Below are 22,212 nucleotides of genomic sequence, written 5' to 3' on the forward strand. Positions count from 1 at the left end.
CTGTTGAATACAGAAATCATCTTCTTGATGCCGCCTAACTTTTTTTAAAATGTCCTTTACAAAGGGTACGGATTAATGAATCACATACTTTTTCCCTTCACGTTCTTGCGTTACGTTCACACTTAATTCTTCTGTTAATACCGGAAACAACGTATTAGCAATATAATAACCAGATGCTTCAAAATCTCGTTTCGACCCAAAACCAAGTATTTCAGAGCGATACTTCGCTAAAAACATAACACTTTGAAAGTCGTAACGTGAAAAAGGTTTTCCATCTGTATCGTGATCAAACCAATATTGCCGGAATTCCGGCCCTATCTTTTCCAGTAAGTAACGCATTCTTCCTAAGTATGGATGTAGTTTTAAAATAGAATGATGCGTCCGTTTTTTTATAAAAAATGTGATAATAAAAAAGACGATTAAAAGCAACATTAATAATAGTAATATACTAATAATAACGAGTAGCGTTTCACTCATCTCGCTTCCCCCTATGAAATTCCATAATAAAAGGAGAACACTCCATGTGTTCTCCTTTTATCTTTATTCAAATTAATGTAGCAAGATGCTCTTTCGCGTCATATTCAACTAAACTTTCAGCATGTTTAATTCGATGAACAAAATCTGGATTAGCAATTAACGGTCTTCCGAATGCAGCTACGTCAATTGTTCCTTCTTGCAACGCTTCTTCAGCTTCTTTCGGATTCAAATTACCAACCCCAACAATCGTACCATCCCAATATTTTCTTACTAATTGATGAAAATTCTTTCCGTCAGCAATCACTTGCGTATAATTCATCGTTGAAGGATGAATCATCGTTAATCCAACTTCTTTAAACATATTTACAAATGTTTCAATTGCCAGCTCAGGGTTTTCCCACATATAAGTAGGATTATCCCCTTTAAAAGCAGAGAAACGAAGAAGTGTTTTATCAGCTCCAACTGCTTCTATTACAGCCTCAGTTACTTCTTTCATAAACGTTAATCTTTGCTTTAAGTCACCGCCATATTTATCAGTACGCTTATTAGCAAACTCATAAGTAAATTGATCAATTAAATATCCGTGTGCACCGTGAATTTCTACCCCATCAAACCCAGCTTCAATCGCATTTTTTGCAGCTTGTGCGTATTGACTGATAACTTCTTGTATTTCTTCTAATGTCATTGCTTCTGGTGTATCGAATGGTTTGCGAAAACGTGGAACATTCCCTTCTGCAGCGATGGCAGAAGGCGCTTGGGGCATTTGCCCACCAATTATTTCATGATGACTCATACGACCAACATGCCATATTTGAGCAATAATTGTCCCGCCTTCTTTATGTACTGCCTCTGTAACAGGTTTCCATGAATCAATTTGTTCTTGCGTATAAATCCCTGGTACTCCTGGGTTTCCTTTTGCTCTTGCGCTAATAACGATTCCTTCTGTAATAATTAATCCAACTCCGTCAGCAGCACGCTTTCTATAGTACTCCACTACATCAGCACCAACTACTCCAGTTTCATTGTCTGCAAAGCATCTTGTCATCGGTGCCATTGCTATGCGATTACGAAGAGACCAAACTCCGACTTGAATCTGATCAAACAACTTCGTTTCTTCAATATTTTCAAAAGATCCCCAAGCGTTTACATTTGTTCCTTCATAAATACTTGCCGCTTTATTATTAGAACTTGCCATTTTTCTTCCCCCTTAAAAATTCTTGCTATAATCGCATCATACTTACTTTTAAATAGTAACGTCAATTTATACGACTTTTCTATAAAACATTCGAATATCCAAAAAACAGAATGCTATAAATAAACTAAAAAGGTTTCCTTAGTAGGAAACCTTTTTTAGTTGATCATATATGGCTGTCAATTTCTTCATCTCTTTAATATAAAGAATCCCTTATCAATAGAAGTGAAAATGGTTCAGTATTCTTCTAAAAATAATAACTTATATACCTAAAACAATGAAAGCCCTACCTCTCTTTCATCCTTACGGCTCCTCGTCCGTGCCAGTGTGAATCAGGATTGCAAAAATCAAGTAACTATTTTATCGAAGTATTGAATTAAACTTCGAACATTCGTAAAAGAATTAAAAAATAAAAATGGATTTGATTGTAGTAATAACAAAAGAGGTTAATGCTCTAAAAGTGGTTTGAAAGAGTTGAATGTCTTTGAAATGATTGATTGTCTATAATTATGTTCCCAAAAAATTCAAAACCTTTTTTTGGGATGCCATATATTATTTGTAATGAACCTTAACAAAAGCTTTTTATTTGATTTTCTGTGATACCTTCAATTAATCCCAGTTCACTAATCAAAAATTCATGTGCGTTATCTAACATTTTCTTTTCGCTTGCATTAAGTGCCTTTTCTTTCTGTATACGCATTAAATCACGCACAACTTCAGCACCTTCTTGCATTTTACCCGTTTTTATTTTATCAGTGTTCAATTTATATCTTTGTTTCCACGTAAGTAATCTATCTGATTCTCCATGTTGAAAAATATCTATTATGTGTATTAATGCCGTGATATCCGTTACTGGTCGTATATTTGAACTCAATATTTTCCCTTCAGGAATCATTATTTCCATATTACTAGCCGACATTTTTATAACATAATACTGTTGTTTTTTTCCTGCGATTTCCTTCTCTTCTATGGCTTTAATTATACCTGCTCCTTGCATTGGATAAACAATGTTATCGCCAATTTGAAACAAATAATCCACCTCCATATATGGTAACCTTCTCAAGTTTAACACACTTTTAGTTTTTTAGCAAAATTTTTATTTTATCACAAAAATATTTTACACGTCAACACTTCAGAAGCAAGAAATTAAATTCACACAATACACTATAAAAAACCGCAATTTTATTAACGGTTCCACACACATTCATTCTCTTTTAACATAAAAACACATCACTACATTTGAGTAGTAATGTGTTTTTGATAAAGCGTAAATAAAAATCTACTTTTCCTTCTATATACTAACCTGCTTACTAACTGTTTCCCTCGCTAAAAGAAAACTCATAATCACTTGCGCAGCTACTCGACTCGTCATATCTCTGAAATCAAGAGTTGGATCAATTTCTACAATATCCATCCCTTGCACAAGCGGTTCTTTACCAAGCAATTCAATCGCATCAAGTAAAGTCATACTGTCCATTCCGCCAGGACCGATTGCTGGACAACCTGGTGCGAATGCTTGATCTAGTACGTCCATATCAAGAGAAATGTAAATAGAGGTCACGCCTTGCTTTCTTAATACTTCAATACTTTCTATAATAATATCTTTGATTTCTCGCTCTCGTACATCTTTCATTGTGTACACTATCACACCGTGTTCTTTTGCATATTCATGGTACGCTCGTGCATTTGAAAAATTACGAATACCGATTTGAACGAGTTGTTTTCCTGTAATAACACCATTTTCTAATAAACTACGGAACGGTGTACCATTTGACGGACCACCATCTTCTAAATTGCGCAAATCATGATGGGCATCAAATTGAATAATACCGACCTTCCCTTTACTATTTGCAAATCCTGTTATACTCGGAAAACTAATCGAGTGATCCCCACCAAGAACGATTGGTATCATGTTCGGATTTACTTTCGTTACATGACCAACTGTTTTCGCAATTCGGTTATGACTTTCTTTTATATCCGTCACATGCATCGTAATATCGCCGCAATCATATAAGACACTTTCTTTCATATCATGTTCTTCTGTAATTGCGTACGTGCTATATGCATCTAACATCGCACGAATTGTTTTTGGAGCAAAACTTGCTCCTGAATGACTAATAGACGGTTTAGAAAGGGGTGCTCCAATTAAGGCCGCACCGAATATTTCCACGCCTTCCTCCCAATCTTTAATCATTTCACTCCATTTTGTCACTTCACGATCGATAAACTTGGCATTTTTCTTTAAATAGTGGCCGTGCTCCACGATTGTTCACCTCTTGTATATGCGATATTACCATTCTTCCATACTGTATTTACATGACTTACGCCGTAATGATACGGTACGTAAGCATAATTGTAAGCATCCCATAGCACTAGATCTGCCTTGCGACCTACTCTAATTTTCCCAGCTACGTCACCACGATTAATTGCGTAAGAAGAGTTAACTGTTACGGCATTCCAAACTTCTTCTGGTGTCATTTTCAACTTCAGCATTGCGATGCTCATAATAAGCTGAATGTTTTCCGTTGGACAGCTGCCTGGGTTAAAGTCTGTAGCTAAAGCTACCGCAACACCTTCATCGATCATTTTACGACCGCGAGCAAAGCTTTCTTTATTTAAATAGAAAGTTGTTCCTGGTAATAAAGTGGCTACTGTATTAGAGTTTGCAAGCATTTCAATTCCTTTATCAGAAGCACCAACTAAATGATCCGCTGATGCTGCACCAATTTCAGCTGCCGCTTCCGCACCACCAAGAGGATCAATTTCATCCGCATGAATTTTCACATCAAAGCCAAGCTCTTTCGCTTTTAATAAAAACTCTTTCGACTCTTCAACAGAGAACACGCCTGTTTCGCAGAAAATATCAACAAATTCAGCTAATTGCTTCTCTTTCATTTCTGGCAGTAAGTCTAACATCCATTGTAAAAATTCTTTCGATCTACCTTTATACTCTTTCGGAACTGCATGAGCACCTAAAAATGTAGAAACTAAATCGATTGGATGCTCTTTTTGTAATTGTGCAGTTGCCTCTAATTGTTTCCATTCCGTCTCATCATCCAATCCGTAACCACTCTTCGCTTCTACAGTTGTAACTCCGAAAGATAGCATACGGTCTAAATGGAATTTCGCTTTTTGAACGAGTTCTTCTTTCGACGCCTGTTTCGTTGCATTTACCGTCGAAAGAATACCTCCGCCTTGTTCTAAAATTTCTAAGTACGGCACTCCTTGCAATTTTAATGCGATTTCATTTTCACGAGATCCACCAAATACAAGGTGAGTATGCGGATCAACAAGACCAGGAGAAACCATTTTCCCGCCGCAATCAATTACTTCTTTCGCTTGTAATCCTTTCGCTTCTTCTGCTGTTCCAACGAAAGTAATTACGCCGTTTTCAATCCCAACCACACCGTTTTCGATAACAGGAAGCGTGTTCATCGCTTCCCGTCTTAACAAGCCATCTTCTTGATCCATTGTTAGTAATTGACCGATATTGATTAGTAAAGTGTCCAGCATGTTTTCTCCTCCTTATTTCATCATTGGAATGTTAACGCCTTTTTCTTTCGCAGTTTCCACAGCTAAGTCATATCCTGCATCCACGTGACGAACAACACCCATACCAGGGTCAGAAGTTAATACGCGCTCAATACGTTTTGCCGCTGCTTCTGTTCCATCTGCAACGATAACCATTCCAGCGTGAAGTGAATAACCCATACCAACGCCGCCACCGTGGTGAACAGATACCCAGCTTGCACCGTTTACACTGTTAATTAATGCATTCAAAATTGGCCAGTCAGCTACTGCATCACTACCATCTTTCATCGCTTCTGTTTCACGGTTTGGAGATGCTACTGATCCGCAATCTAAATGGTCACGACCGATAACGATTGGTGCTGATAATTCACCATTTGCAACCATTTCATTAATGATGCGACCAAATTTCGCGCGCTCACCGTAACCAAGCCAACAAATACGTGACGGAAGACCTTGGAACTCAACTTGCTGACGAGCCATACGGATCCAGTTACATAAATGCTCATTATCAGCAAACTCACGTAAAATTACTTCGTCTGTTTTATAAATATCTTCTGGGTCACCAGAAAGTGCTACCCAGCGGAATGGTCCTTTTCCTTCGCAGAATAATGGACGGATAAATGCTGGAACGAATCCTGGGAAATCGAATGCATTTTTCAAACCTTCATCAAAAGCAACTTGGCGAATGTTATTTCCGTAATCAAATGTAATTGCGCCTTTTGCTTGCATAGCAAGCATTGCTTCTACATGTTTTGTCATGCTTTCTTTTGATAATTGTACGTAGCGCTCCGGATCTTCTTCACGAAGTTTTGCTGCTTCTTCTAATGTGTAACCTACTGGAATATAACCGTTTAATGGATCATGAGCAGATGTTTGATCTGTAACTAAATCTGGCGTAATATTACGCTTCACTAGCTCTGGTAAAATCTCTGCCGCATTTCCTAATAAACCAATAGAAATCGGTTCTTTCTTCTCTTTATACTCGTTCGCAACCGTTAATGCTTCTTCTAATGATTCTGTATACATATCACAGTATCTCTTTTCAATACGGCGATCGATACTGCGCTTATCAACATCAATAGCGATAACAACACCGCCATTCATCGTTACAGCAAGAGGTTGTGCACCGCCCATACCACCTAAACCAGCAGTAAGTGTTAATGTACCTTTTAATGAACCACCGAAATGTTGGCGTGCCGCTTCACCAAACGTTTCATATGTCCCTTGTAAAATACCTTGTGTTCCAATGTAAATCCAGCTACCTGCTGTCATTTGTCCATACATCATAAGACCTTTTTTCTCTAGTTCACGGAAGTGATCCCAGTTCGCCCACTTCGGTACTAAGTTTGAGTTCGCTAAAAGAACGCGAGGTGCATCTTCATGTGATTTAAAGATTGCAACTGGTTTTCCTGATTGAACAAGTAATGTTTCATCGCTTTCTAACGTTTTTAATGAATCTACAATTGCATTGTAGCTTTCCCAGTTACGAGCTGCACGGCCGATTCCACCATATACAACTAATTCTTCTGGCTTTTCAGCAACTTCCGGATCTAAATTGTTCATTAACATACGAAGTGCAGCTTCTTGCACCCACCCTTTCGTTTGTAACTCAGTACCTCTTGGCGCGCGAATTGTTTGTTTAACTTTTTCCATTTCAATCTCTCCCTTTTCTCATTTTATAGTGCTGCGTTTACATCTAATCTTTCTTTTATCGAATAATTCGTTTTTAACCAATACGCAATATTTTCAATATCCGTTGAGAATATACGGTCATTAGTAATAGAAGGTACTTGTTGACGACCTTGATGATAGAAGCTCTTCGTCACTGTACTCATGTTTTCAATACCGCGATATTCTGCTGCTTGCATCGCACAAATCATCTCAATTGAAAGAACACGTCTTACATTTTGAATAATTTGATGTGCATGGCGTGAAGCAATTGTTCCCATACTTACGTGATCTTCTTGGTTAGCTGATGACGGGATTGAATCAACACTCGCCGGATGTGCTAACGTTTTATTTTCAGAAACTAGTGACGCTGCAGCATATTGCATAATCATTGCACCAGACTGAAGTCCTGGTTCTGGACTTAAAAATGGTGGTAAATCGTTTAACTGTGGATTTACTAAGCGTTCAATACGGCGCTCTGAAATATTTGCAAGTTCTGCCATTCCAACTTTTAAGAAGTCCATCGCAAATGCAATTGGTTGACCGTGGAAATTACCACCTGAAATTACTTTTTCTCCGCCATCAAAAATAAGTGGATTATCTGTCGCGGCATTCATTTCAATTTCTAATTTTTCTTTCACATAATTTAAAACTTGCCAAGAAGCACCGTGTACTTGCGGAATACAGCGAAGTGAATAGGCATCCTGCACACGTAGTTCTCCTTGTTTCGTTGTTAATTTACTATCATGAAGGATGTCACGAATTCTGCTTGCTACTTCCACTTGCTCTTTATAACCACGTGCTTTATGAACATTTTCATCAAATGCATCAATAATGCCTTGTAAACCTTCAATTGTCATAGATGCAATTAATTCAGCTTGATAAGCCGTTGCTTCTGCTTCTATATAAGAAAGAACTCCTTGCGCTGTCATCGCCTGCGTACCATTAATTAACGCCAGACCTTCTTTCGCTTCAAGTTCAATTGGCTCAAGACCTTCTTCTGTAAGAGCGACCATTGCATGAACGCGTTTTCCTTTATAGAACACTTCACCTTCGCCTAATAATACGAGCGCAAGATGAGATAAAGGTGCTAAATCGCCACTCGCACCAAGTGAGCCTTGTTGTGGAACAACTGGGTGAATTTTACGATTTACAAACTCAAGAAGCATATTTACAACGAGCGGTCTAACACCAGATACTCCTTTAAGCATCGTGTTTGCTCGTAAAATTAACATACCGCGTGATACTTCTTCAGGGAATGGCTCGCCTATCCCACATGCATGTGACTGAATTAAATTATGTTGAAGTGCCTTTACATCATCTTTTTGAATTAGCACATCACTAAACTTTCCAAATCCAGTTGTAATACCGTAAACAACTTTTCCGTCCTCTACAATTTTCTCAACTACTTCGCGGCACTCCGCCACCTTTTGCATACTAGTTGGACAAGCTGTTACACCTTCTCCTTCAAGTAACAACCTCTTCATTTCTTCAATTGTCAATGTGTGTCCTGTTAACGTAATCATTGTTTTTCCTCCTTAAAAAGGCAAAAGGGGACCTTATCTTTTTAAGACAGACTTCTGTCCTAAAAAAGTAAGGCCCCCTTCTAACTAATAGACTATGGGCAAATCATATGTGATTAATTCCTAAACCAATCGCCTCATGCTCAGATCCTTTTACAGGTGCACCAATCGTTCCATATAATGCAACAGCAACCCATTCGCCCTCTTTTTTTCCGTCGTATGGTGTACCGCGCACAATCGCAAAGCGAAGTCCTACTGTACGAAGAACGTCTGCTAACTGAATTTGACCTCTCGTCACTCCGTACAAAGCTTCCATAATTGCGTGATAAAGTGCATGTGTTTCTCTGTAAACGTCTGTTTCAATAACTTGGTTGCTCTTAGCCGCTGTTTCCATTGCTGCGACAACCTTTTGCGAATTCATCGAACCCACTTTCCCCGTACAATACTTCCAACCTTTTGGGATAGATAATACAGGGCTTTCATTCTCATCCGCAAGTGCCAACAGCATGGCCATACGACCAATTCGATGTGTTCCTTGAAGAAGCATGTGACTCTCTCATTTCTTTTAATTATTTGAATATTTCTTAATTTAAGAATATATGAAAACGGTTAAATCGTCAATAGTTTAAACTCACATTCAAACAATTTTTTCATCCCCTCCATTTGTGTACACAAATGATTTACACAAATTTTTCAGGCGTGTTATAGTCTCACTAACCGATACAAAGGGGAGAGATTTCAGTGACAAAGCGAAAAAATATTCATTTTCGAATTGAAGAAAAATTACTTGAAAGGTTTGAAGCTGCACTCCATTACGAAGGCTTAAAGAAAACCGACGTATTAACGCACGCAATTCAGCAATTTTGCACGAAGGTGGAATGCGAAAAGATGAATGATGTAAAACGCCAGTACAATGTAAGCAACCATTTACAAATACGTATTGATACGCATAAACATTACGAAGAAAAACAAGTGAATTTAGATGAAGTCGTCATGGATCATTTACAACTTCAAGGAGACGAGAAAATATTAGAGGTTGGGTGCGCTAACGGAAAATTTCTTTCCTTTTTGCAAGCGAATGGCCATAAAGGTCAATTAACAGGTTTTGATCAATCAGAAGCCATGCTCTCTGAAGCCACTAAAACAAATACTTTAATTGAATGGAGACTAGGTGACGCTGAAAAACTTCCTTTTGAAGCCAATTGCTACGACTGGATCGTCGCAAGACATATGTTATATCATATGAAAGATGTTGAAAGAACTATCCAAGGGTTCCATAAAGTAATACGTCCTGGTGGCTCACTTTTAGCTACTACAAATTCTGACGTTACATTACCTCGTATAGTTGAAATGTGTAATCGCATGTTAGACGCATTTGATTTACCGAAAACAACATCTTCAGTCACGCCATTTTGTTTGGAAAATGGTAAAGAGATATTACAGTCTGTTTTTTCAACTGTTGAAGAAGCAGTTATTCATAATGCTCTCGTTTTTCATCATGCTACTCCAATTGCAAACTATATTTCTAGCATGTTTCCGTCGCTAAATATACCTGATAATACACATCTTCACGCCGAAATGAAGGAATGGCTAAAAGAAGAAGTAGAAAATGAATTGGCAATTCATAACGGTATATGGCGCGATCCGAAAACGTTAGCCATTTATCGATGTCAAAAAGAAAAAAGCTAGCAAATGCTAGCTTTTATACATTCTCAGGCAAAAGCTCCTCCATCATCACATTCCCCTTACCACTGTAAAAATTTATATTGTGTTCGTTCGCTATCCCAAAATAAGAGGCAATCGCTATTCCAAATGGTACAAATGCATGCCCCTGCGCTGTAATAATGTTTGAATGTTCCACAACTTCTTCATACACAAAATTTTCTACTGGAAAACAATCTAATTTTCTATAATCCATAGTTACTGTATACGAGTTTTCTTTGAATAAGCCTGCTTTTGCTAGTGCATACGGTCCCGCACAAATAGCAGCTACTAATTTTTCTTGTTCGTGAAACTGACGGATGACTGAAAAGAGTCCTTCTGCATCCTTCATATGTATCGCATCTCCGCCTGGAATAATAATCCCCTCATATTCTTCTACACGTACTTCACTTAATTCTATATGCGGTTGCACTTGCAAACCTGTTTTACTTATAATCAATTCTTTCGTTAAACTCGCTGTAATAATTTCATATTTATTTTTCAACAATGCCGTTGCTACTGTTATTTCAAACTCCGCAAATGTTGGGTATTCAAATAAAAGTATTTTTTTCATATCCCTCTCTCCTTTAACCAATCCATAAAATATCCCTCTAATTCTTCCGCTGTTAATCTATTCGTGTCCACATAAGTTACAGGAAATTGTTTATGCCAGTCTTTTTCAGTTTCTACTAATTTAAATTGCTCCTCAAATGTACTTCTGTTTCTTGTTCTATCATTATTTTTTCTATTATATAAATTACTTTCCGAGCCATCTAAATAAAAAATAGCATCTGAACGACATTCTCTTAATTTATATAATTCATCTCTTAATGCAATTTCTATATCCCACTTTTTTCCTATAATCTTTGGATAAAAGAGCGTAAAAAACTCAATATCTTCTGGCCCGCGATCAAAAATTACAACTGAATCTTTTACATTTTGAAACTCCTTTATTTTTGCTTCCATAAACATTTTTTGATTTAGAATAAACCCTTCTTTTGAATTTATATCCAAATTTAATACTCTTCGCTTTTCTACAATTGGATAAGGGTTTTCATATATAACTGAAAACCCACATCGCTCTAACCTTTTAGCCAATGTCGTTTTTCCGCTTGCCATCGGTCCTTGGAGTGAAATTACATATGCCATTCCTCTCATTCCCTTGTGCTTTAGTAAAACTATAATATACAGAATCTTGAAAACTATCAACAAAATATATATCATCTTGTTTCTTATTCTTATCTAACATATAATAAAAAATAGAGATTATGACGGACGCATTAATAATGTAAGCTTGGAAATCCAAGCTTACATTATTTTTTGCTTTCCCTTTTCAAATAAAAAGAGTATACTAGATTAGAACGTATGTTCTTAATGATTACATACAGTAAGGAGATAAGACAATGGTATACGATACAAAAGCAATTTCTTGGAACGAGTCTTTAAAACAACTTCAACGCCGCTATACAAACAAACAAGTTGACCGAAAAGAATTTGAGGATATTGAACTGATGGAATTCTTCCGCGATAACGACTACATTTCTTTACCTACACATATAAGCGGCCTATCAACAGCACGTTTTACTTCTTACTCTATTTTCACAACTGAAGATAAAGATCGTAAAGTTGGCACATTAATCATTGAATATGTAGAAGATGATAATAATAATTTATGTGTGGAACAACTATACTTCGTTTAAATGATAACGCTTGGTCAAAATGACCAAGCGTTCTTGCTTTCTATGAATCTCACTGTTTATAATATAAATAAAAGAAAACCGCAATCATTAAGGGGGGATACTCTTGCTCGAAGGATGGTTCAGTTGGTTTATTGTACTGTGGACTGTTATTTTATTAGGACTTATGTCTATCGGTGGATACTTTATGTTCAGAAAATTTTTAAAACAACTACCAAAAGAAGATGGTATGTCCATTTTAGATTGGGAAGAGCACTATATTAATAAAACGAGGCATTTATGGGATGACGAACAAAAACAATTGTTAGAAGAGCTCGTAAGTCCTGTTCCAGAGCTATTTCGCGATGTTGCTAAATCAAAAATTGCTGGCAAAATCGGTGAACTAGCCTTACAAGAAAAAGCCTCTCAAATTACACAAGATTTAATTATTAAAGGGTATATTATTGCTACACCGAAGCGTGATCATAAATTTTTAGTAAAAAAACTACAAGAAAAAAAGATTGATTATTCTCATTATCAATCTTTACTAACAAAATCTACCTCATAAAAAAAGATTGCTAACTTATAGCAATCTTTTTTAACTTACAGTTACTGATTTTACTGCTGTTAATTTAGCCTCCGCCAAGTCTATTTGTAATCCAACCGCACTTGTATAAATTGTATCTCCAGTACCTGTAATATTTACTTGTGTAGATGTCGTATTTGGTGCAATAGAACCTGTTGCATTTACATTTGTAATATCAAACTCAGCTCTTGCATTTGCAGTTGTAGTCGTTCCAGAAAAATTCCGATCTGCAAAACTACCAATTGTATTTAAATTTCCATTAATATCATTTACTTGCCCTCTAAAAAAGTTCCCTATTGGATTATTTGGTCCTGTTAATGTCACAGAGTTCAATTGAAAATTATCACCTGTAAAATTCGGATCACCATTTACCGCCATTACAAAAGCTCTTGCTGTCACCGTCCCTGTAGCTGGTGTAAAAAATCCTGAAATGGTTTGTGGTGTACCGGATAATAAAAAACCTGGAAATAAACTCACATTTCTCATCGGATATGAGGAATCACGATATACAACAATCAACGACCATCCTGCACCATAACCAACTGGCTGACGCGTAGGTAATCTTGTCACACTATATCTTCCTGCTGCTCGATTCGGTAAACCTTGCAGTAAAGATGTAACGTCTGCTGCTCGATTATAAACATTGGCTATAAAAGGGAGATTTGTCCCTTCTGATGACCATGCTGAATTAATTGTCACTTGTGTACTCGTTCCATCAGGCGTAACTAAATTTGGAGGATTCGCATCAACAACAGCAGTTGTAACAGCCGTATCCAATCCACCTGACCAAACAAGTAACGCAAAATCTACAACCGCCGTAGCTGGAACGATAGTAGTTGATGGATTTAATTCAGCCCATGAGCCATCTAATGTCCAATCATTTGTTGTACCTCCAAATGTATTCGGGTCCGTCGATGAAGGAACTCCTCCAAAAGTAGAATCTGTATTTAATGTTATAAGTGCATTGTAAGCAAAGTTTGTATTTGCAGTACCGCGCATTCCCATCGTATTACCCGTATGCATCATAAATAAGTTATCGTTTTTACCGTAAGCTTGAACAAAAGCCAATAGAATTCACTCCTATTAGGATAAAAAATTTTATTAAAGTTTTCAATTTTTTAACTCACTATTACTGATTTTGTAGCAGTTAAACGTGCCTCCGCTAAATCTATTTGTAAACCGACAGCACCAGCGTAAAGATAATCAAATGTATTTGGGATATTCACGGTAGTAGAAGTAGAACCGGCTGTTAACACGCCATTTGCGGGTACATTTGTCACATCAAACTCTGCACGCCGATTAGTCGCAGAAGTACCAATTGGCATATTTCTATCCCCAAAACTTCCGACTGTATTTAAATTTCCCAAATAATTATTTACTTGTGAAGCAAAAAAGTTATTTATTAAATTATTAGGTCCTGAAAGTCCCGTACCGTTTAAGTTAAATCTATCACCTGTCGCATCAGTATCACCATTAATTGCCATTGTAAATACACGAGCATTAACCGGCGCTACAGCTGGAGTGATAAAATTTGAAATCGTTGCTGTCTCACCCAATGTAGAAATGAGTAAACCAGTATATAAACTAACATTCCTAATAGGATATGAATTATCGCGATATACAACAACCAATGCCCATCCTACGCCTGTCCCTTGCGTCGGAGGATTTGCCGTGGGAACCCTTTCTACAAAATAATCCCCCGCTGCTCGATTTGAAAGCCCTTGTAGAATATTTGTTACATTTGCAGCACGTGTATAAATGGTACCTTGAAATGTTCCGCTTGATCTCGTCTCTCCCCATGCAGGAACACTCGTAATTGTATGAGTGACCCCATCCGGTGTTTGTAAAGTAGGTATATTGTTATTTACCACCGTTTCTGTCACAGTTGCACTCAATGTTCCTTGCCATACTAGCATTGCAAAGTCTACAGTTGCTGTTGCTGGTACATCTGTTACTGAAGGATTAAGTCTTGCCCAAGAACCATTTAATGTCCAATCATTTGTCGTTCCCGCAAAAGTTAATGGATCTACCGAAGAAGGAACTCCTGCAAAACTTAAATTTGTATCTCTTGTTATTAATGCATTGTATTGATACGCCGTCGCTGTTGTAATACCACGCATGCCAACTGTATTACCTGTGTGTACCATAAATAAAGAGTCCGTTTTCGTATATGTTTGTACAAAAGCCAACAATTCCACTCCCCTTCCATATAAGATAAATATTTATTCGCTATTTCATTTAATGCAAACAAGTAAAAAAAGTTCCATTTGTATATGCACAGACTAATTTGGGCAAAAAAAAAGCCTTTGCCTATTCCTATTCATTTAAATTTGAATAGGATGCAATGACGAGCTCATTTTATACTAATATTTACACATAGTATTGTTTCTAGATTATTAAATAATGCTATTTGTAAATATTCCATGCCTTGACCGGATTTAAATTTATACAGAAAGGACGAATCTAATGGCAATAGCAACAATAGGAAGTCGTTTAACCTATACAATCGTTGTCCAAAATACCGGAACACTTCCTGCCCAAAACGTTACATTTACAGACCCCATACCCGCTGGTACTACTTTCGTTCCAAACAGCGTTACAGTTGATGGCGTTGCAACAGCTGGAAATCCTGCTACTGGTATTCCCATTAGCAACATTCCTGCTGGCGGCTCTGTTACAATTACCTTTCAAGTAGATGTTACAAGTGTCCCTACCCCACCAGTTGCAAGTAACGTAGCATCATTTGGATACGAATTTCAACCTGCACCTAACGCACCCACTATCACACGTACGACAACAAGCAATATTGTTAATACAGATATTTTCACAGCTAATGTCGCATTAACAAAAGCAGTAGATAAAACAATTGCTACTATCGGTGATACGATTACGTATACAATTACGGCCACAAATCAAGCCACATTAGCTGCTAATAATGTTATCATTACAGACACGCCTCCTGCCGGCACATCGTTCGTACCGGGTAGCGTTACAGTTAATGGTACTTCTACTACAGATAATCCTGCTACTGGAATAAATGTAGGAACGATTGCTGCAAACGGGAATGCTACAATTACGTTTCAAGTTCAAGTTAATACTCTCCCTACACCTAACCCTATTCCAAATAGTGCAACTTCAGGCTTTCAATATAATCCACCAAACCAACCACCAATTAACAGAAACTCTACAAGTAATATAGTTGAAACACAAATTAATGCTACTATCATAAATCCAACTAAAAGTGCAAACCAACAAATTGTGAATATTGGTGACATCATTACGTATACGATTACTGTTCCAAATAACGGTAATATTTCAGCGACAAATGTTTCCATCACCGACCCTATCCCTACTGGCACTACTTTTATTCCAAACAGTGTTACAGTTAATGGAACGGCACAATCTGGCGTAACTCCAACAAATATTCCGCTAGGTACAATTCCTGCTGGTCAAACTACAACTGTCACATTTCAAGTCCAAGTCACTTCCCTCCCAGCTAACGGAACGATTACTAACGAAGCAAATGTAACATTTACGTCGCAACCGAATCCGGCTGAACCCTCAACAACCACTACGATAACACCACCTCCAACAACTACTTCTGTACGAACTGCAATTGTAAATCCAACAAAAACTGCTAGTCCACAAATTGCTGATATCGGTGATATTATTACGTATACGATTACTGTACCAAATACAGGAAACATCGCTGCAACGAACGTTATTGTAACTGATCCAATTCCAAGTAGCACTACATTTATTCCGAATAGCGTCACAATTAACGGTACTTCACAACCTGGCGTAAACCCTTCTGGTGGTATACAAATTGGAACAATCGCAGCTGGTAATACTGTCACTGTCACTTTCCAAGTTCAAGTTACCGCTCTCCCAGAGAATGGCCTAATCCGAAATATCGGAACCACAACATTTACGTATCAACCAGATCCTACAAAACCAGCTATTACAACAACAAACCCTACACCACCTACTACTACTCCTGTTAACACCGCTATTACAAACCCTGTTAAAACGGCGGATAAAACTACTGTTGATATTGGTGATGTTATTACGTATACGATTACTTTCACTAATGATGGTACGATCCCTGCTACAAATGTAGTTTTTACTGATACCATTCCTACTGGTACAACATTCATTCCGAATAGCGTAATCTTAAATAATGTACCGGTTCCAAATTCAAATCCCGCACTAGGAATCCCGGTTGGAACAATTAATCCCGGTGAAACCAAAACACTATCTTTCCAAGTTCTTGTTACACAAATTCCAGCTGGCGGTGTTATTGCAAACGAAGCTTCAACGACATATACGTACCAGCCAGATCCAACAAGACCGCCGGTTACCACAACCGAACCGACAGCACCTACTACAGTCTCCGTTAATACCGCTACAGTTAACCCTACAAAATCTGCTGATCGTACTTTCGTTGATATTGGTGATGTTATTACGTATACAATTAGTTTACAAAATAACGGCACTGTTCCCTCAACAAATATTGTACTAACAGATCCAATTCCAAACGGTACAACATTTATTCCAAATAGCGTCACGATTGATGGTGTCTCACAACCTAACAGTAATCCTGAAAACGGTATATCGATTGGTACTTTAAATCCAAATCAAGCAAAAACAATTACATTCCAAGTTCAAGTTACAAGTGTCCCGCCAAATGGAATTATAGAAAACCAAGGCAGTGTATCATTTAATTATATTGTTAATCCAAATGAGCCTCCTGTTACAACAACTACCCCAACTCCTAAAACAGAAACTCAAGTTGGGACCGTTATTACAGCGCCTACAAAATCTGCCGACAAACAAGTTGCTGATTTAGGAGATACGATTACCTACACGGTCACATTTACAAATAACGGGACCGTTCCGGCTACAAATGTAGTCGTTACAGACCCTACACCTAACGGAACTATTTTCGTTCCAAATAGTGTTACAATCGATGGCATTACAACGCCAGGAGCAGCCCCATCACTTGGTATACCACTTGGTACCATTTCTGTCGGAGAAACGAAAACAATCACGTATCAAGTTGTCGTTACAAACTTACCACCTGATGGAATAATTAGAAACCAAGCATCCTTCACTTACCAATATCAACCGAACCCAAGTGAGCCTCCTGTCACAACAACTACCACCACTCCAAGTGTAAACATTCCAATTAATAATCCTAATCCAACGACTACAAAATCTGCTGATCGACAAGTTGTTGATATAGGGGATACGATTACTTTTACTGTAACATTCCAAAATAGAGGGACCGTCCCCGCTACAAATGTTATTATAAAAGATACACTTCCATCTGGTGTTTCTTTCGTTCCAGGTAGCGTTGTCGTAAATGGCACATCACAACTTGGAGAAAACCCTGAAATTGGTATACCCGTCGGCACTGTAAATCCCGGTCAAAGTATTACAGTTACGTTCCAAGGTGTAGTAAATAGTATCCCGCCCGGAGGAGTTATTAGAAATCAAGCAAATGTTACATTCACATACGAGCCAAATCCAAATGAACCTCCCGTTACGACAACTATTACAACTCCTGAAACAGAAACAGCAGTTAATACCGCTACACTAAATCCACAAAAAACAGCAGATCGCTCCTTCGTTGCATTAAATGATGTCATTACCTATACTCTCTCATTTCAAAACACTGGTACTGTTCCTGCTACGAATATAACAGTAATAGATTCTATCCCTGCCGGTACTGTATTTATTCCAGATAGTGTTACGATTAATGGGATTCCTCAAGCAGGAACAAATCCATCATCAGGAATTTCACTTGGAACTTTAGCGCCATCCGAACGCGCAACGATTACTTTCCAAGTACGAGTAATAAACATCCCTGCTAGCGGCGAAATCCGAAATCAAGGTAGTGCAACATTTAATTATCAACCGGATCCAAATTTACCTCCAGTCACAAAAACAGAAACAACTCCTGAAACAACAACTCCTATCCAAACTGTAGTCATAAGTCCAACAAAAACAGCAAACCTTACGTTTGCAGAAATTGGCGATATTGTAACTTATACTGTCACATTTACAAACCAAGGAACTATACCTGCTGCTGGTGTAACAATTACAGATTCTTTACCACCGGGTACAACTTTTATTACGAATAGTGTTACTGTAAACAATGTCGCTCAACCCGGCGTAAGTCCAGTCACAGGAATTCCTGTTGGAACAGTTAATCCCGGCGAGACAGTTACTGTTACATTCCAGATTCAAATAAACGCTATTCCTCCTAATGGAAAAATAGAAAATACAGCAAGTGTTACCTACACTTCTCAGCCTAATCCTAGCGAACCTCCTATTACAACAACAGAAACGACTCCTACCGTAACTTTACCTGTTCGTACCGCTAACCCGAACCCGCAAAAAACAGTGGATCGTGAGTTTGCAAGTATTGGTGATACGCTCACTTATACAATCACCCTTCAAAATACTGGTAATACACCTGCAACTAATGTCATTATTACAGATTCTATCCCTACTGGAACTACATTTATCCCTGGTAGCGTTACGATTAATGGCATTCCACAACCTAATTTGACCCCTGAAACAGGAATCCCAGTTGGCACATTAAACCCTAGACAAGTAGTGACTGTTACTTTAGAAGTACAAATAACAGCTTTACCACCAAATGGCATTATCTCAAATGAAGCAAATGTCACTTACACATCTCAACCAGATCCGACACTCCCGCCTATTACAACAACCACACCGACTCCAATCGCAGAAACAATTGTACAAAATGCAGAATTAGAGTCAACAAAAACAGTAGATTTGCCAATCGCTAACATTGGCGATGCACTCACTTATACAATTACCCTTGAAAACACTGGAAATATTCCTATGACAAATGTATCTGTCATTGATCAACCACCAGTAGGCACACAATTTATTGTAGATTCTGTTACAGTAAATGGCCTTTCACAACCAGGTGTTGATCCAAGCATTGGGATACTCATTGGTACAATACAACCAAATCAAATAATAACCATTACGTTCCAAGTAACGATTACGAATATACCCCCTAATGGGGTTGTTACAAATGTTGGTTCAATCAACTTTACCTCTCAGCCTAATCCAAATGAACCTCCTATTACAAAAACAGAAGAAACACCACCAGTTAATACTGAAATCATTAATAGTATTATTAATCCATCGAAAACGGCTGATCGAAACAACGTTGATATAGACGATATCATTACGTACACCGTTACATTCCAAAACTTACAAACTGTTCAACTAACAAATATCATTTTTACAGATTCGATTCCAGTTGGTACGACTTTCATTCCAAATAGTGTAACAATTAATGGTATCCCAACTAGTGATGTTGATCCAGCTCTTGGCATTCCTCTTGGCACATTAAATCCTAGTCAATCAGTTGTTGTAACTTTTCAAGTTCGCGTTGTTTCCATACCACCTAACGGAATTATTATAAATGAAGCTACTATCACCTACACATTCCAACCTAATCCTGGAGAACCTCCAGTAACAGTGACTACTCCAACGCCTCCTACTACTACCAATGTCAACACGGCAACAACAAACCCTACAAAATCCGCTGATAAAGTATTTGCTTTATTAGGTGACACAATCACCTATACAATCTCCTTACAAAATACAGGAACTGTCCCTGCAACAAATGTACTTGTAACCGATCCTATTCCAGCTGGTACTACTTTCATTCCGAATAGCGTTACGATAAACGGCGTCACGCAACCAGGTATCGTTCCTAGTTCCGGAATTCTTATCGGTACATTAGAACCTAACACTTCAGCCGTCGTAACTTTCCAAGTTCAAGTAACTTCGATACCACCGACAGGCTTTATCGAAAATGAAGGGATCGTTTCATTCCAATATCAGCCAGATCCTACTAGACCACCTGTATCTGTTACTACGCCTACACCTACTACAAAGACGCAAGTAAGTGAAGTTACTATTAATCCTAACAAACAAGGTAACCCTCAAACTATCAATCTTGGTGATACTGTCACATATACAATTACGTTCCAAAATGTCGGGAATATTAATGCGACAGATGTTATTATTACAGACCCTACTCCATCTGGTACTACTTTCATTCCGAATAGCGTTACGATTAATGGCGTCACGCAACCTGGAACAAATCCAAATAATGGTGTAAACGTTGGGACTGTAACTCCAGGACAAATTGTTACATTAACTTATCAAGTTACTGTAACTGAACTCCCACCAGACGGTATTATTAAAAACACTGCAACTGTCACTTACACATTCCAGCCAAACCCTAGCGAACCCCCTATTACTATTACAGATCCTACTCCAACTGTTGAAGTATCCGTTATTACACCTACACCTAACCCAAATAAACTAGCCGACAAACAAATTGTAGATATCAATGAAATCATAACGTATACTGTAACCTTCCAAAATCGCGGATCAGTCCCTGCAACTTCCGTTATCATTACTGATCCGTTAGCAAATGGGTTAACGTTTCTTCCAGGTACTGTTGTAATAAATGACATTTCAGATCTTGGAGCAAATCCTGTTGTAGGTATACCTGTTGGAACAGTCAATCCAAACGATACAATTACTGTTCAATTCCAAGCAAGAGTCACAAGTGTACCACCTGGTGGTATTATTCGAAATCAAGCAACTGTTACTTTCACATATGAACCAGGTCCTGGTGAACCTCCTATTACAATTACAGACCCTACTCCAATTAACACAACGAATGTAACTACAGCTATATTAAATCCGAAAAAAACAGCCACGCCGGAAACAGTTACTTTAGGTGATATCATTAATTGTCGATAGGTAAGTCTTTGAGGTTATCTCCAACTTTTCCCCCGATCCGCACGGTACGTGCCACTTTCACGGCATACCGCGGTCCACCTATATTGTAGTTTTCTTTTCATCTAATAATGATAAGCTCTAAGCAAACAACGCTAGTTGTTCATGTTCCATATCCACTTCATTTTGTGATTACATACAGATTTCCTCATTTTTGACTAATTTCCGCAATTTATTAAGTTTGCCTAACTGTTCCTCGTTGAGTTTTAATTTATTGAGGAATTGGTTTATGGTTTCTATATTGGTCGCGTGTATTAGTGTATGGACACTTGGCTTGATGATGGTAGCGAGGAGTATATTTTCATCTGATATAATGATAGGCATTAAATTTTTAAAAGAATTTTTCTTTGTTGCCTTCTGGTATAAGTTATCTAAGAAAGTTTGGATACCGTAGTATTCGTTGTGTCTTAGTTTCTTATTCTTTGGCGTGGACTTAGTTCTATCATTCATGGTCTATCACCTACTCTCATATTGATTTGGTGACCTTTTGAGTCTTACCAGAATCCATGCAAGATTAGATGAAATTTCAGTTCCTACAAATAGGCTTGTGGCTGTTCCTCCAATTCCATTACAGAATCTTCAACGGTCGTGCCACTACTCTCACCACTATTAAGAATACTTCCCTCGGTTACCCGTTTCGTATTCAACTATATCCGCCGATAGAGTCATAGACCCAACGTTAGTGGCTTTCGACGTTCCGTTCAGACTATCGTTGTTTTAAAGATCTTTCAATCTCCGATTTAGGTGCTTGCTTTACCCCGTGTCTAGCTCCGTTGCCTGTAACAACGTTAGGATTGGTCACTATGCGATGTTTCCAATCCATTAGACAAGTCTTATTTTCAGACTCCGAATCATTTCTGACCCGTAAACCTATCGAGGTGTACATTCGCAAGTTCGTCAGTGTTTACACATTCTATGATGATAGGTAAGGCTTTGATGTAATCTCCACCTTTTCCCCCACCTCACACCGTACGTGCTAGTTTCCTAGCA

Annotated in this window: 15 protein-coding genes and 2 pseudogenes; 4 read left to right on the top strand and 13 right to left on the bottom strand. The window is 38.0% G+C overall.

All coding sequences use genetic code 11. The annotated features are described in order from the left end of the window. Positions 1-75 precede the first annotated feature (75 nt). The 8 genes and pseudogenes from PDQ33_RS23040 to hutP form a co-directional block, all read right to left on the bottom strand. Positions 76-477: pseudogene (locus PDQ33_RS23040) on the bottom strand (FMN-binding glutamate synthase family protein); the annotation flags it as partial. A gap of 67 nt (positions 478-544) precedes the next feature. Further along, a complete protein-coding gene (locus tag PDQ33_RS23045; protein WP_061131652.1) occupies positions 545-1,672 on the bottom strand; it encodes an alkene reductase in 1,128 nt (375 codons plus the stop codon). Between the two features lie 565 nt (positions 1,673-2,237). After that, positions 2,238-2,699 carry a CarD family transcriptional regulator gene (locus PDQ33_RS23050; protein ID WP_000486325.1) on the bottom strand — a complete coding sequence of 154 codons (462 nt, stop codon included), beginning with the start codon at positions 2,697-2,699 and terminating at the stop codon, positions 2,238-2,240. 261 nt (positions 2,700-2,960) lie between these two features. Next, positions 2,961-3,932 carry a formimidoylglutamase gene (gene hutG, locus PDQ33_RS23055; protein ID WP_061131651.1) on the bottom strand — a complete coding sequence of 324 codons (972 nt, stop codon included), beginning with the start codon at positions 3,930-3,932 and terminating at the stop codon, positions 2,961-2,963. Next, positions 3,911-5,182 (bottom strand): imidazolonepropionase, encoded by a 1,272-nt coding sequence (gene hutI / locus PDQ33_RS23060; RefSeq protein ID WP_000887557.1) that lies wholly within the window; start codon positions 5,180-5,182, stop codon positions 3,911-3,913. Before hutI ends, hutG begins: the two co-directional genes overlap by 22 nt. 12 nt (positions 5,183-5,194) lie before the next feature. Then, a complete protein-coding gene (gene hutU, locus PDQ33_RS23065) occupies positions 5,195-6,853 on the bottom strand; it encodes a urocanate hydratase (RefSeq protein WP_000416706.1) in 1,659 nt (552 codons plus the stop codon). A gap of 23 nt (positions 6,854-6,876) precedes the next feature. Continuing rightward, positions 6,877-8,394: a histidine ammonia-lyase gene (gene hutH, locus PDQ33_RS23070; RefSeq protein WP_000631850.1), complete on the bottom strand. Its 1,518-nt coding sequence runs from the start codon at positions 8,392-8,394 to the stop codon at positions 6,877-6,879. A gap of 103 nt (positions 8,395-8,497) precedes the next feature. Next, positions 8,498-8,938: a hut operon transcriptional regulator HutP gene (gene hutP / locus PDQ33_RS23075; RefSeq protein WP_000926516.1), complete on the bottom strand. Its 441-nt coding sequence runs from the start codon at positions 8,936-8,938 to the stop codon at positions 8,498-8,500. Between the two features lie 194 nt (positions 8,939-9,132). Between hutP and PDQ33_RS23080 the strand changes: the two genes are divergently transcribed. Continuing rightward, a complete protein-coding gene (locus PDQ33_RS23080; RefSeq protein WP_061131650.1) occupies positions 9,133-10,080 on the top strand; it encodes a class I SAM-dependent methyltransferase in 948 nt (315 codons plus the stop codon). Between the two features lie 13 nt (positions 10,081-10,093). On the opposite strand, the gene PDQ33_RS23085 is transcribed toward PDQ33_RS23080, so the two are convergent. Continuing rightward, the gene (locus tag PDQ33_RS23085; protein ID WP_061131649.1) at positions 10,094-10,666 is read right to left on the bottom strand and encodes a DJ-1/PfpI family protein; all 573 of its coding nucleotides are present in this window, start codon (positions 10,664-10,666) and stop codon (positions 10,094-10,096) included. Then, on the bottom strand, positions 10,663-11,250 hold the full coding sequence (locus PDQ33_RS23090; protein WP_270756683.1) for an AAA family ATPase: 588 nt from the start codon (positions 11,248-11,250) through the stop codon (positions 10,663-10,665). Before PDQ33_RS23090 ends, PDQ33_RS23085 begins: the two co-directional genes overlap by 4 nt. Before the next feature lie 245 nt (positions 11,251-11,495). On the opposite strand from PDQ33_RS23090, the gene PDQ33_RS23095 reads away from it, so the two are divergent. Then, on the top strand, positions 11,496-11,792 hold the full coding sequence (locus PDQ33_RS23095) for a hypothetical protein (protein ID WP_000262403.1): 297 nt from the start codon (positions 11,496-11,498) through the stop codon (positions 11,790-11,792). 103 nt (positions 11,793-11,895) lie between these two features. After that, positions 11,896-12,336, top strand: a complete 441-nt coding sequence (locus tag PDQ33_RS23100; protein WP_270756681.1) for a DUF2621 domain-containing protein — start codon at positions 11,896-11,898, stop codon at positions 12,334-12,336. Positions 12,337-12,366: 30 nt separating this feature from the next. Here PDQ33_RS23100 and PDQ33_RS23105 read toward each other — a convergent pair whose 3' ends face one another. Both PDQ33_RS23105 and PDQ33_RS23110 read right to left on the bottom strand, forming a co-directional pair. Then, positions 12,367-13,422, bottom strand: a complete 1,056-nt coding sequence (locus PDQ33_RS23105) for a hypothetical protein (RefSeq protein WP_061131647.1) — start codon at positions 13,420-13,422, stop codon at positions 12,367-12,369. Positions 13,423-13,472: 50 nt separating this feature from the next. Continuing rightward, on the bottom strand, positions 13,473-14,543 hold the full coding sequence (locus tag PDQ33_RS23110; protein WP_000896247.1) for a hypothetical protein: 1,071 nt from the start codon (positions 14,541-14,543) through the stop codon (positions 13,473-13,475). 277 nt (positions 14,544-14,820) lie between these two features. Here PDQ33_RS23110 and PDQ33_RS23115 point away from each other — a divergent pair. After that, positions 14,821-21,174: pseudogene (locus tag PDQ33_RS23115) on the top strand (DUF7507 domain-containing protein); the annotation flags it as partial. Positions 21,175-21,354: 180 nt separating this feature from the next. Here PDQ33_RS23115 and PDQ33_RS23120 read toward each other — a convergent pair. Continuing rightward, the gene (locus tag PDQ33_RS23120) at positions 21,355-21,672 is read right to left on the bottom strand and encodes a hypothetical protein (RefSeq protein ID WP_000999902.1); all 318 of its coding nucleotides are present in this window, start codon (positions 21,670-21,672) and stop codon (positions 21,355-21,357) included. Positions 21,673-22,212 lie beyond the last annotated feature (540 nt).

This window comes from Bacillus cereus group sp. Bc031, from assembly GCF_027716265.1.
Classification (GTDB): Bacteria; Bacillota; Bacilli; order Bacillales; family Bacillaceae_G; genus Bacillus_A; species Bacillus_A paranthracis.

Coding starts and splice junctions, on each gene's coding strand:
- PDQ33_RS23095 (WP_000262403.1), top strand. CDS start 11,496: ATGGTATACGATACAAAAGCAATTTCTTGGAACGAGTCTTTAAAACAA.
- PDQ33_RS23045 (WP_061131652.1), bottom strand. CDS start 1,672: ATGGCAAGTTCTAATAATAAAGCGGCAAGTATTTATGAAGGAACAAAT.
- hutP (WP_000926516.1), bottom strand. CDS start 8,938: ATGCTTCTTCAAGGAACACATCGAATTGGTCGTATGGCCATGCTGTTG.
- hutI (WP_000887557.1), bottom strand. CDS start 5,182: ATGCTGGACACTTTACTAATCAATATCGGTCAATTACTAACAATGGAT.
- hutU (WP_000416706.1), bottom strand. CDS start 6,853: ATGGAAAAAGTTAAACAAACAATTCGCGCGCCAAGAGGTACTGAGTTA.
- PDQ33_RS23090 (WP_270756683.1), bottom strand. CDS start 11,250: ATGAGAGGAATGGCATATGTAATTTCACTCCAAGGACCGATGGCAAGC.
- hutH (WP_000631850.1), bottom strand. CDS start 8,394: ATGATTACGTTAACAGGACACACATTGACAATTGAAGAAATGAAGAGG.
- PDQ33_RS23120 (WP_000999902.1), bottom strand. CDS start 21,672: ATGAATGATAGAACTAAGTCCACGCCAAAGAATAAGAAACTAAGACAC.
- PDQ33_RS23085 (WP_061131649.1), bottom strand. CDS start 10,666: ATGAAAAAAATACTTTTATTTGAATACCCAACATTTGCGGAGTTTGAA.